Here is a 12495-nt window from a genome sequence, read left to right on the forward strand (position 1 = left end):
ACAGATAGTGCAGATGCCCTGAATGCTCATCTCACGTCGTCGTCAGCACTGCCATCTCTGCTCGGGCGACAAGACGGGCAGTCGTGCTTCCGAGGAATCGTTCGGTTCCCGCACTTCGACCACGCGTCCCCATCGTGATGACGTCGGTATCGACCCCGGTCGCATACGCGAGAATCTCGTCTTCGGGGACGCCGCGGAGGACATCAGTCGTCACCGGGAGGTTCCGGTCTCGGGCTTCTGCTGCAAGTTCGTTGACGGCCCGTTCCCCGCCTCGTTTGAGGAGTCCTACGATACTCCGCGGCGCGTCTTGGAACCCATACGTCGTCGTATCGACGACGTACACCACGTGGACGTGTGCACCGTATCGCTCGGCAATTTCCAGCCCGTGTTCTGCTGCGCGCATCGCGGCGTCGCTGCCGTCCGTCGGCACGACGACGTGATTGTACATCGTGTATCCATCACGTGAAAGCTCTGTCTCTGTATCGAGGCGCACGGCCAACACGGGAACATCCGAGAACGTCACCACACGCTGTGTCGTGCTTCCCAATCCAGATTCGCTGCGGCCGGTCTCACCGTGTGTCCCCATCACGACGAGGTCGATGTCGTTCTCACGTGAATAGTCGAGAATGGCGCGGTGAGGGATTCCTTCCGCGACGGTCCGAACCGTCTCGATTCCGTGGTTCGTCGCTTGGGTGGCGACTCGCTGTGTCGCATCTCTGCCACGCTTTTCAGAATACTGCCGGACTTCAGTTCGGTCCACGGAGGTCAACGTCGGCGGTTCGGGACTGGTGTCGACCACGTGGAGGACGTGGACAGTCGCATCCTCGATACGAGCGAAGTCGAGAGCACGGCCGATTGCCCCCTCGGCACCACCACCCCCGTCGATTGGGACGAGTATCTGGTCGTACATCACAGTTCACGGTAGGAGTGCGAGGGGCAAATAGACTCACCAACTGTCTGTCATTCTATTATTGTGGTCAGTTCGAGAGCGGACCCGAGACGACTATCGGGAGTTCAAAAAGAGACCGACGCGGCCGAAGCCGACGGCGATACAGCCCTAGTCGACTATTCGTTCGGTTTGACTAGGATTTTGACGTGGTCGCTCGCTGGGTCGATGAGTCGGTCGAACCCCTCTTCGACGAGTTCATCCAAGCCGATTCGGTCGGTGATGAACGGGTCGGGGTCGAGTCGGCCATCACCGAGCATCTCGATGACCATCCCGTACTCTTCGTCAGAGCGAGGTCCACCGAGGTACGCGAGCGTCCCGGTCACGGTTCGCTCCCCGAGAACGACGTTGTTCAGGTGCGTGCTCGCCTCCTCTTCCCAGATACTCACGACAGTCGTGGTACCGCTGGGACGCGTACTTTGAACGGCGTCGTTGAACGAGGCTTCGACACCCGCAACCTCGAACGATACGTCGACACCACCATCGGTGTTCGAGGTGATGTACTCGACAGCATTCGTGCTCGATGGGTCGACGAGTACATCGGCACCACAGTCCGCCGCACGTTCGCGTCTCGCCTGTCGTGGTTCGGAAACGTAGATGGTGCCTGCACCTGCCGCACGGGCGGCTTGAATCACTGCCAGCCCAATCGGGCCACTCCCGAAGACGGCGACCGAGTCACCAGCCTGCAATCCAGACCGACGGACTGCGTGTAAGCCGACACTCAACGGTTCGACCAACGCTCCGTATTCGACGGGCACGTCGTCGCCGAGCGGAACAGCGTGATGTTCGTCGACGACGACGCTCTGCGCGAACCCTCCGTTCCCCCCCGAGAGGCCGAGGAATCCTATCGAGTCGCAGATGTGGTAATTCCCCTCTCGGCACTGCCGGCACTCGCCACAACTGAGGATTGGGTTAATCGCTACTGCGTCGCCCGCTTCGAGGTCCGTCACCGACTCACCAACATCGGTGATGACCCCACTGTACTCGTGACCCATCCGAATCGGTGCCGTCTCCTGTGAGAGCGGGTGTGGTTCGTCCCGCGGGACGAAAATCGGTCCCGCAGTGTACTCGTGAAGGTCAGACCCACAGATGCCGCACGAATCAACCTCGATTCGAACTTGGCCTGGTCCGACGGTATCTTCCTCGACGTCCTCGACACGGATATCTTTCCGGTCGTAGTATAGCGCTGCTCGCATAACAGTTTATTATTGCTGTTATTCGCATTAAATGTTCTAGCAGGAACCAAACTATTATCTGACCGTTTTATTCAATAAATTAACACTGTCACGGGACACGGAACGATTGCTGACAACGGGTATCGTTGTTTTCCAAGACAGAGTTCCAACTAGCGCTGGTCGAGGAGCGTGTCTATTCGCTCGGTTCCAACCTCGACGTACCCGCCATGGAAGCAAAATGTGTGTTCGATTTCGAGGGAAGCGATTGCTTCGACACTCTCCCACGCCATCTCGAAGTCGAGAGTCACGTCCTCTCGTGGCCCGACGAGTTCCCCCTCTACCACGTTGAGTGCATCCCCTGCCACGAGTAGTCGGTCTTCGGGGAAGTAGTACGACGTGTGTCCGGGCGTGTGGCCCGGGGTGTGAATAGCGTTCATCGGACCAGCGATGGTTGCGAAGGTTTCGCCGCCAGCCAGTCGAACGTCGACTGTCGTTGGTTCGAGTCGTATCGACTGCCCACCGCCTGATTTGAGTGGTTCCATGTCTCCTTCCAAGTATGGCGTTTCATCTTCGTGGGTGAAGACGACGGCGTCGGTGTGGTCGACCACTGCTGCGAGACACCCAGCGTGGTCGAAGTCGTGATGCGTGACGACGACTGCCCACGTGTCGCCGACTTCGAGTCCATTCTCCGCCAGTGCAGCAGACAGGTCGTCGAGTCCGTCTGGAAGGCCGACATCCAAGAGGAGAACACCGTGTCGCGTCTCGACTGCAACAGGGCTAAGAGTTATTTTCTGATCACCGAGCGATACGTCGAGTGGGAGACCGTACACACCAGTCGTGAGTTCCATGTCACTGTATGGATGGCCATCCGCTTGAATCGTGACGCAGTTTGGGCGACAAGATAGCCACTCTCCGGCTCATCAGATGTCCGAGGTCGCTGTGTGACGGTTCCAAAAAACCGAAGTCGGTGACCCGCGCCCACGAGTACGGGTCAACGAGAAGTCGTGACGTGAGGTGACGACCTGAGCTATTCGAAGAGTTCGACGGCCTGCTCGTAGCGGGCCGACGGTTCGTCCCAGTCGACGACCTCGAAGAACGCACTGACGAAGTCGCCACGTGCCGGACCGTAATCGTAGTAGTAGGAGTGTTCCCAGACGTCGAGGGCGAGGATGGGGTGACTGCCCCAGAGCGCGCCCTGGTCGTGCTTGTCGACTACGACGTTGCGAAGTTGGTTCGAGAACGAGTCGTAGACGAGGAGCGCCCAGCCACCGGCAGCGCCGGCAGCAGCCTCGAACTCGCCCTTCCAAGCTTCGTAGGAACCGAAGTCCTCCGCGATGCGGTCCGCGAGCGCACCCACCGGTTCAGCACCACCGTCGGCGGACATGTTCTGCCAGAAGAGGTCGTGCAGAATGTGACCGGAGCCGTTGTGCGTGACGTTGCGGAGCGCACCTGCAGAGGAGCTGAAGTCCCCCGCATCGCGGTTTTCGGCCAGCGTTTCTTCGGCCGCGTTCCATCCGTTGACGTAGCCCTGATGGTGGGTGTCGTGGTGCCAGGTGAGAACTTGTTCGGAGATGTGTGGTTCGAGTGCGTCGTAGTCGTACGGAAGCGGGTCGAGTTCGTAGTCAGACATTGGAAATTCCATCTGATACACTGCACTGCAAGCACATGTAGCTTCCCTGAATTCGATTTACGTAGCCGTAGTGATATGTCCTGACCAGTGATTCTAGGGAGATGAGTCCCCAATAGCAACTTCCGGTAGCGCACCGATTAATTGTGGCCAGTACCAAGTTTACACGTGAATTTCGACGAGACACCGGACACACGGCGTACAGGGGCGATTTCTGGGGAGGACGTTCGCCACGGAACAGGAGTCAACTCGAATCGGGCCTTTCCGACGAACAACTACCCCTCAAACCTCGACCCATTTGTCCTGTTCGAGCGGTTCTACATCGACCCGGAGACTGGGTTCCCGATGCACCCGCACCGTGGGTTCGAGATCGTCTCGTACATGCTGGGCGGTGGAATGGACCACGAAGACTCACTCGGTGTCTCTCACACCGCATCCGAAGGCGACGTGATGCGAATTACGGCGGGGCGGGGTATCCGCCATTCCGAGTTTCCAGCCGGTGGCGAGGCGTGTAACGGCCTCCAACTGTGGGTGAACCTTCCCCGTGAAGCCAAGACTGTCGAACCGGACTACGCGGACGCGAGCGGTGACGAACTCCCGACTGAGCAAGTCGACGGCGCGACTGTTACGACCGTCATCGGGGACGGGTCTCCCATCGAACTCGAAACGCCGATGGAGTACCTGGACGTTCACGTCGACGACGCGTGGACGTGGGACATCTCCGAAGGGTGGACGGGGTTCCTCTACGGTGTCTCGGGGACAGGAACAGTCGATGAAGAGCACTTTGAAAGTGGAGACGTGTTCACCGTGCGCGACGCACAGAGAGTCGACATTCGCACCAACGACGCACTCCGCTTCGTCGCCGTTTCTGGCCGACCACACGGTGAACCGATACGTCAGCGCGGACCGTTTGTGCTGTGAGTCCAGTGTTCGGGACGCGGAGTCCTCTGGGACGAGTTAGCGTGAAGTATCCGAGGAGAATCCCAATCGCATCCGACACTCAGATTCCTTTTATCACGTTCGTCAGGCCAATCGTCTCGGCGACCACCCAGAAGATAAACAGAATATACGCGAGAAGGAGTGCGTAGGATTCGAGCCTCGTCAGCCTAAGGTCGGTTCGTAGGATAGCGAACAGGAACACGGTTGCGAGGGTCAAGACACCCATCATCGGGACTGCAACCGCGAAGTCGACTGGGACACTCCCAACGATGAGCACACCCACAGGAATCGCGACCAGCAGGTCGAACGTGTTCGACCCGAGAACGTTTCCGAGACTCGTCGCACCCCTGTTGTCCTGCGCAGACCGGACACTGACGATCATATCCGGGAGACTCGTCGCGGCAGCGATTATCGTCACTCCTGCGAGGAACTCCGGGATTCCGAAGGTCTGGCCGAGTGACTCGACGCTCCCGACCAGTTGTTCGACCGCCAAGAGGATGACGAGTAGTCCGACGGCGAGTCGTCCCCATTGGCGAGTTACAGTGATTCCATCGGTGACGAACTCACCCTCGTAGTCGCCGACATCCTGCCACTGTATGAACAGATACAGTCCATACAGGAGCAAGGGAATCAATGCGAGTGGGCGAGTAATCAACCCAGCAAGTTCTGGGCCGTCCGGGACAGGCACGTAGATTACCGCAAGGGCGAACGTGACCACGAGTGCCGAGACTGCAATCATGTAGAACTGCGCCTCCTTGTAAACGATTGTACGACTAGCTTCGAGGTCATCTTCGGTAGCCAACCCCGAGAGTGCTGGAATCACGAGTATATTGAAGATAGCAGAGCCAACGATTGCGCCGACACCCATGTTGAACGCACCGTTGAGGGCCGTGAAGACGACGCTCGTGAACTCTGGAAAGCTCGAACCGACCGCGACGACGACCGACCCCTGAACGACCGCTGGAAGCCCGTAATAAGCCGAGAGTTTCTCGGCAGATTCTTCGAGCCAACCACTCCCAAACCAAATCAACCCGCTCGCAACGAGAATCGTAACGACATCGAACAGTGGAGAGTCGGGGAGCACACCACCGAGAGGCATTGGTAGGTTCCGATACAGTGAATTGATAGAAGAAGCCACCGAGTCTCACGCTTCAGTCGTTTTACGCTGGTATCGAGGGGTGTGACGCTTCAGTCTTCGATGTAGATTTGTTCAGAAGGTACCTCGCCCAGTGAGTCGTTCGGAAGGTGCCATACAGTGAATAGACTTCATACGAGGGTTCGTCCAGATGTCGCACCACTCATCGCTTCGATTCGTCGATTTTCGGATGCCGCTCGAGTTGCTGTGGGTCCGTGTCGGGGGAGAGCGACACTGCCTCAATTTCGACGACGTCTTTCACTGTTCTCATTCCACCGATCCCTGGCACGACCAGTCGCGGGTTTTCTAACGCCTCACCATCTCGTTCGACCGCCAAGAGACCCGACATCGCATCCCCGATAGCGACGTAGACGTGACAGTCGTCAGCAGAGGTGACAGCGAGGTGGGTCGTTTCCGAAGGAGAACCGGCAACCTCGACGATGGACTCCAGAGGGACACCGACCCACGTGGACTCGTGCTGTGGACCGGACGCGCACGTGACTGCGACGTCTCGAGTCACGTGTGGGAGTTCAGATATCTCCTCTTGGTCGAGTTCTGCCTTCTCGCGCCCTCGAACGAGTACCGGCGTGGTCATTGTTGCGGTAATAATAGACACCAGTCAGTAAGTAGTTGCGGCCAAGTAGTCGTGTTGCACGACTTGCGAGGGAGGCGTTCTGAAAGTTGCGTCAGCGGGGGAGTGGAGGGGTCGTGTGTGGAGCGGTGGAGGGAGTGTGCGTCAGCGGAGGGGAGTGTGCGTCAGCGGAGGGTTTGGGGGGTTGCGTCAGCGGGGGGGTTTGGGGGATACGTCAGCGGAGGGCTTGGAGGGATACGTCAGCGGAGGGTTTGGAGGGTTGTCGTGTGTGGAGTGTTGGAGGGGGTTGCGTCAGCGGAGGGCTTGGAGGGGGGTGCGTCAGCCGGGGTCACGGGTTCGAAACTTCCGTTAGTGGTTTCGTTGGTTGCGTGGCCTGTCTCGCAAGTGTCTGTGCAACCCGCGAGCGCGTCCGATGTCGCGGTTACACCGAGCGAACGACGGTTTGTTGTGTTGCACATCGCATTCTCCCGTATTCGAGAGGAGTAGATAATGGGGGAGAGTAGTCCCGATAGTTTTCCAGACAACAACCGTTTCGACTGACTGTTTCGACTGTTTCATTTAGATTAACAGAATGTTTATTGGCCCATCCTTACCAATACATTACATTACACTAGATATCCTAATCACCACTCAATTCGGTTCAGTTGCGGATTTTCAATCGTCTCGAACTCGTGACCCTACCGAAAATACAAATTATTTACCCATTATAGTTAAGGTTCGTTGAAATATATTCGAGTGTCGATAGATAGCAGTTCTCGTCCGGGGCTGGAGAGATCGGGAGCTACCGAAAAACATTATTGAAGATGTGAATATAATACTGGGAAGAATGTTAAATAGTTATTCAAAATGGCCCTCAGACAAATAAACAAAACATTATACTCCAAGAGATTCGACAGTCATAGAACGAACACATGTCTCTCCGAAACGCCTCGTGGTCTGGGTACGCCCTCTTGGTGGCGTTCCTTCTCGTCTCCGCAGGCGTCACTCCGGTTGCCACTGCGGCGGTAGACGGCGCAGAGATACGTGACATCGAATACGCAGGACCAGGCGTAGTCGCGTCTGAGAACGAACAGACGTACGTCACAGCGTGGCAACCAGCGAGCATCACCGTCGTCGTTGCCGCCGAGCAGGGGACCTACGACCTCTGTATTGGAACCGAAGGCTCTGAGTCGACGATTCTCGAGTGCACGCAGATGCAAGCGACAGGGAGCGAACAGCGTGTCACGATAGACGTCGAACAGTGGCCGATGAATGCGACGGGCGAGCAGGTTCTCACTGCCGAGGTTCGGCCGGCAACCGGTGGCGAAGCACTCGCGACGGCGAGTCGACCACTGGTCGTCCTCCCTGCCGAAGGTGACGCAGACGGGGACGGCCTCGGCAACCAACGAGAACTCGAATACGGGACCAGCATCCGAGTCGCCGACACCGACAACGATGGATTAGAAGATGGGGCCGAAGTGAACCGGTTCGAGACGGACCCGACGAACACAGACACCGACGGTGACGAACTCAGCGACGGCGTCGAAGTGAACGAACATGGAAGTAACCCGACTGAGGTCGACACCGACGGCGACGGACTCGAAGACGGCGTCGAAGTGACGACGTACGGCAGTGACCCGACGAAAGGAGACACCGACGGTGACGGCCTCATCGACAACGAAGAAGTCGAGCAGTTCCAGACAGACCCGACTGTAGCCGACACTGACGAAGATGGTCTCGAAGACGGGCCAGAAGTGAACATCTACGAGACGAGTCCGACAGCGGTAGACACAGACGGTGATGGTCTCACGGACAGCGAAGAATTGACTCGGTACGAGACCAACCCCACCGAAATCGACACCGACGGTGACGGACTCGAAGATGGTCGTGAAGTGGCAGTCACCAATACGAACCCGAATCAGGGCGATACAGACGGTGACGGCATCGGCGATGGTACCGAAGTCGAAAACGGGACCGACCCGAACGATGCACCAGGTTCTGGTATCAATCCCCTCGGTGTCGGCGTCCAACCGACGGTGGCAATCCTCCTCATCGGTCTTCTCGCCGTCATCGGCGGTGGTGTCGCCCTCGCAAGTGGCAAGGTAAGTCTGCCGAGCAGAGAGTGGGTGTCGGGCCGTCAGGGTGAACACGGTGGAGAGACACCACCCACTGGGTCGACTCCGACTCAAGGACAGGTATCGACAGCACACGAGCAAGCCGACCAACCACTCAGCGACGAGGCCCACGTTTTCAAACTCCTCGACGAACACGATGGGCAACTTCGTCAGTCCGCAGTCGTCGAAGGGACCGGGTGGTCGAAATCGAAGGTCAGCCGGGTGCTCTCACGGATGGCAGACGACGGAGAGATCAAGAAAATCAACATCGGCCGCGAGAACCTCGTCACTCGACCAGACGCCGTCCCGGAACACGCGAAGTCACCGTTCGAAGATATCTAAGTCGCACCCCAGAGTCAGGCTTTTCAGGTACCTTCGATATTCTCTGCCGTGCCCCTATTACAGTTCGAAACGACCGTCGAGATGACTGTCCAGCAAAAGCGCTCGTTTGCAGATGCCGTCCGAACGTCGTACAGTAGACGCATGCAGACTGGTACGGGCCACGTCGCCGTCGTCATTCGACCCAGGGGAGCAGGAGAACTATCGATAGGGAGACAAACCGACGACGACCGACTGCTGTTCTTGGACGCAGAGATTCGGAGTGGTCGAACGTTCGAACAGAAGCGGTCGTTCGCGCTCGAAGTCATGGACCTCACCGCAGACGAGTTCGACGTTCCCGAGCCAAATATGAAAGTCGTCTTCACGGAACACGAGGGTCGGCAAATGATGGGCTACGACCGTGTTGGTTCCGATTGGAACCCAGACGAAGAGACAGATACCTGAGTTCGTGTGAGAGGGCTGGACTGGTAACTACTCGTGACTGAACAGGCGAAGAGTGGATAGCGAGTCGCGTCAATACACCAACCAGTGTGGCCCCACGCTGATTTTCCACGGGGCGACTGCTTGGTTCTGTGAGAACAGGTGTATCCCACAGACAGAGCGGATTCCGCTTTCGAGCGACACAGAAGTCGGCGAGAGTCGAACAAGTAATCCGGGTCCCACAAATCGCTATTCTACAGCGTTCGAGGCAGATGCCTCGCGGCTTGACCCCGAGGCAATTCACTCACGGCTGGACAGATTAGCGAACCGTCGGTTCTTCAGTCATCTCGGCGAACGCGACGGTCTGTTTGACGTCGGTTATCTCGACTTCGACGTTGTCACCGGGTCGGGTGTCGGGAACGATGATAACGAACCCTCGTTCTACCTTCGCGATGCCATCGCCCTGGTCACCGAGCGTGTCGATTGTAACCGAGCGGACGTCGCCTTCCTCGACAGGTGGACGCCGGGCACCATAACCCTGAGAGTTCGTTGGCTGCTGTTGCGAATTGGAGTTCTCCCACTCGTCTTCAGTTTGCGCCGATTCTGTCTCGTCCGTGTCAGTTGCCGACTCCGAAGTCTGCTCCGGCGGCGTCGACGTCTCGGCAGCGGTTAGCAACGCAACTCGGTACGCCTCTTCAGTAGAGAGAGAACCACTTTCGACGAGTTCCTTCGGAATCGGGACGACGTAGCGGTTCCCGTCACGTTCGATAGACGCCTCGAACAGTAGCCGTAGAGAGTCTGAAATACCAGTCACTAATCGGAGTATGAGCAACAGTGGCTTAAATCATGGTGAATTTCGGGGGCTACGTGCTACTCAAGGGTGGTTTCTGCACTTTTCGTCCCATAGCGTGGATTCCACATGATTAGAATTATTTAAATTTTGTAAATTATTGTGGTTCGAGCTATCTCTCGGGGACTCACTACACAGATTATTTGGATAATCCATTTTGGAGTTATCCAGCAATGAGAGGCACGAGAGGGCGCAATTAGACTGTCCCCATCATGTGGCAAAATTTAGATTATCCAGATTATTTGAGCTACTCTCCAATTCAAGATAACCATAATTATTTCAAGAATGCCGAGAATCACACAGTGCGATACAACCTCAACTCACCATGTCACGAGCAGTCAGCGTCTGTCTCCTCAAAGGCGGTATCGGAAAGTCGACGACTTCGATCAACCTCGCGCGCGAACTCGCCCACAGGGGCAACGACGTCCTTCTGATAGACTTGGACCCGAACGGGCACACGACCACTGGCCTCGGGTTTGGCGAAGAGTTCTATTCAGATGCGCACCTCGGCGACGTCCTCCTCGACGATGCCGAACTCGAACCGACAGAACTCATCCTCGAGACCGACTTCGAAATTGACCTACTGCCGGCGAACGACCGAATCGAGCAGGTAGAGTCAGACTTGGGCGGTGTCATGATGGGGTCTGCACGCCTCAAACAACGGGTGGTCGACCCGCTACTTGGTGACGAGTACGATTACGTCGTCGTCGACTGCCCGGCAGCACGTGGGAAACTCAACGACAACGCGCTCTACGCGACACAGAACCTCGTGTTGCCGATGCGCCCAGAATCCGGTGCGCTCTCTGGTCTCGAGAAGACAGTCAAACGACTCATCCAACCTGCTCGCGAACACTTCGACCTCGAAATTCTCGCCGTCGTGCCGACAGACCTCAGAGACCGAATCGACCACGAGCGACCGACTCGACGACTCATCGAAGCTCTCGTTTCGAAGCCAAACATCGCGTCGAAGATCCCGAACTTTGGATACGTCGACCCCAGTTTCTTCGAGGCTATCGACGACGGGTCGTGGGACGACGACCTGCCAAAGCCGGGGATTCGACACCGTTCCGCTATCGACGCGTCGATTCGGGAGCACATGCCGCTTCGGGATTACGATACTTCGTGTGACCAACTCGAGTGCTACGACGAGTTGGCGCAAATCGTCGAGACCGGTGAGGTAGACCGATGAGCGACGATCCCTTCGGAGACCTCGACGCCGCGATGGGAGACAGCGGCCCATCAACCCCAGATTCTGAAGCAGACGCAACTCAGGAACAAACGACAGAGACGGACGAACTACCAGAGACAGAGCAAGAGGTTTCAGAACGGTCCCCGCTCGAGGACCCTGCCTTCGAGTTCGACGAGACAGTTCACAAGGCACTCTACGTCCTCGAAGCCGTCGCAGCGGAGTTCGACGACATCATCACTTACGATGTCGAGCGTGAACTCACCAGAGACCACGGGCTGAAGAATGTCAAAAAGAGCGAATTACACAACGCTGCGCTCGCCGTGATCGCAGAACATCCCGACTTGATCGTCGACAGGGTACTCGAGCAACGCGGCATCGACGACGAGTGAAAGAATATCCAGATAATCCAAAGTACGCGAGTTATTCAAGGCAGGTGGGTTAGGACAATTATCACAAGTACGTTCAGTCGTCTTCTGACCGTGAGCCAACAGTCGGTTTGGGCACAGTAATCTAGGTTGCCCAAAGGATTGAACATAGGTGGGTTCTTCAAAGAATCTGTATTTTTCACATAATTCAGATTATTTAGATGGTGTAGGGCAATTGAGATGGATTGAAACCACAAGTCAAGCAGGACTGCGGAAGAACGCAAGTGTCTCGAATGATTTGAGTCTCCTGCATTACGCAGATAATCTATAATGAGTGAATAACGAAACGTCGACGGACGGACGACAGAGGGAGATAGAACAGGAGTCTCCACGAGTACGACGTACTCCTTTTCAGAGGAGGCCCCACACGTCTCGAACAGTATCCAGAGCAACACATTATGTAGATTATTTCTACTAGGGGTCTACTTCGAAGAGTCCAGATAATCGGCCCACCAAGACCAAAACACCCGATTGTAAAGTACGTGGATACACCAGACGATCAACAGAACCCAAATAATCTGCATTATTCAAACTATACAGATAGCGCGAGAGATATAGATTACCTCGCCCACTGCAGTCGTACTAGTAGCTGGGTGATTCACCCGGGAAAAACGATATCGTCGGTGGACGCAGAATAATTTGAATGATTCAGATTATACAAATTACATGAAGTACATGAACTACGTATCTCGAAAAGAAGAATCGGCAGCAAATTCCTACCGAGAGCGTCTGAGACACGAAGAGAAAAGTCGAGAATTACGAGCG

The 12495-nt window shown here is 56.4% G+C and carries 12 protein-coding genes; 5 read left to right on the forward strand and 7 right to left on the reverse strand.

Features of this window, described 5'->3' with window-relative positions; translation table 11 throughout:
* Nucleotides 1–31: 31 nt before the first annotated feature.
* The 4 genes from GJR96_RS16680 to sod all read right to left on the reverse strand — a co-directional run bounded on the left by GJR96_RS16680 (nt 32) and on the right by sod (nt 3751).
* Nucleotides 32–910, reverse strand: a complete 879-nt coding sequence (locus GJR96_RS16680) for a universal stress protein (RefSeq protein WP_151164597.1) — start codon at nt 908–910, stop codon at nt 32–34.
* A gap of 155 nt (nt 911–1065) precedes the next feature.
* The gene (locus GJR96_RS16685) at nt 1066–2142 is read right to left on the reverse strand and encodes a 2,3-butanediol dehydrogenase (RefSeq protein ID WP_151164598.1); all 1077 of its coding nucleotides are present in this window, start codon (nt 2140–2142) and stop codon (nt 1066–1068) included.
* Nucleotides 2143–2291: 149 nt separating this feature from the next.
* Nucleotides 2292–2969 carry an MBL fold metallo-hydrolase gene (locus tag GJR96_RS16690; protein ID WP_151164599.1) on the reverse strand — a complete coding sequence of 226 codons (678 nt, stop codon included), beginning with the start codon at nt 2967–2969 and terminating at the stop codon, nt 2292–2294.
* Nucleotides 2970–3148: 179 nt separating this feature from the next.
* Nucleotides 3149–3751 (reverse strand): superoxide dismutase, encoded by a 603-nt coding sequence (gene sod, locus GJR96_RS16695; RefSeq protein ID WP_151164601.1) that lies wholly within the window; start codon nt 3749–3751, stop codon nt 3149–3151.
* Between the two features lie 165 nt (nt 3752–3916).
* Between sod and GJR96_RS16700 the strand changes: the two genes are divergently transcribed.
* The gene (locus GJR96_RS16700) at nt 3917–4669 is read left to right on the forward strand and encodes a pirin family protein (RefSeq protein ID WP_191965916.1); all 753 of its coding nucleotides are present in this window, start codon (nt 3917–3919) and stop codon (nt 4667–4669) included.
* Between the two features lie 79 nt (nt 4670–4748).
* Here GJR96_RS16700 and GJR96_RS16705 read toward each other — a convergent pair whose 3' ends face one another.
* Complete coding sequence (locus GJR96_RS16705; protein ID WP_151164603.1) at nt 4749–5786, reverse strand: sodium:calcium antiporter; 1038 nt, start codon at nt 5784–5786, stop codon at nt 4749–4751.
* A gap of 199 nt (nt 5787–5985) precedes the next feature.
* A complete protein-coding gene (locus GJR96_RS16710; RefSeq protein WP_151164605.1) occupies nt 5986–6417 on the reverse strand; it encodes a molybdopterin-dependent oxidoreductase in 432 nt (143 codons plus the stop codon).
* A 908-nt stretch (nt 6418–7325) separates the two neighbouring features.
* On the opposite strand from GJR96_RS16710, the gene GJR96_RS16715 reads away from it, so the two are divergent.
* Together GJR96_RS16715 and GJR96_RS16720 are read left to right on the forward strand one after the other, a co-directional pair.
* The gene (locus tag GJR96_RS16715; RefSeq protein ID WP_151164607.1) at nt 7326–8849 is read left to right on the forward strand and encodes a helix-turn-helix transcriptional regulator; all 1524 of its coding nucleotides are present in this window, start codon (nt 7326–7328) and stop codon (nt 8847–8849) included.
* A gap of 48 nt (nt 8850–8897) precedes the next feature.
* Complete coding sequence (locus tag GJR96_RS16720) at nt 8898–9290, forward strand: tautomerase family protein (RefSeq protein ID WP_151164609.1); 393 nt, start codon at nt 8898–8900, stop codon at nt 9288–9290.
* A 295-nt stretch (nt 9291–9585) separates the two neighbouring features.
* Here GJR96_RS16720 and GJR96_RS16725 read toward each other — a convergent pair whose 3' ends face one another.
* Nucleotides 9586–10080, reverse strand: coding sequence for a TRAM domain-containing protein (locus tag GJR96_RS16725; protein WP_151164611.1), 495 nt, complete (start codon nt 10078–10080; stop codon nt 9586–9588).
* A 361-nt stretch (nt 10081–10441) separates the two neighbouring features.
* On the opposite strand from GJR96_RS16725, the gene GJR96_RS16730 reads away from it, so the two are divergent.
* Together GJR96_RS16730 and GJR96_RS16735 are read left to right on the forward strand one after the other, a co-directional pair.
* On the forward strand, nt 10442–11305 hold the full coding sequence (locus tag GJR96_RS16730) for a ParA family protein (RefSeq protein ID WP_151164613.1): 864 nt from the start codon (nt 10442–10444) through the stop codon (nt 11303–11305).
* Complete coding sequence (locus GJR96_RS16735; protein WP_151164615.1) at nt 11302–11694, forward strand: hypothetical protein; 393 nt, start codon at nt 11302–11304, stop codon at nt 11692–11694. Before GJR96_RS16730 ends, GJR96_RS16735 begins: the two co-directional genes overlap by 4 nt.
* The last annotated feature ends 801 nt before the right edge of the window (nt 11695–12495 follow it).

Source organism: Haloferax litoreum (genome assembly GCF_009674605.1).
Taxonomy (GTDB): domain Archaea; phylum Halobacteriota; class Halobacteria; order Halobacteriales; family Haloferacaceae; genus Haloferax; species Haloferax litoreum.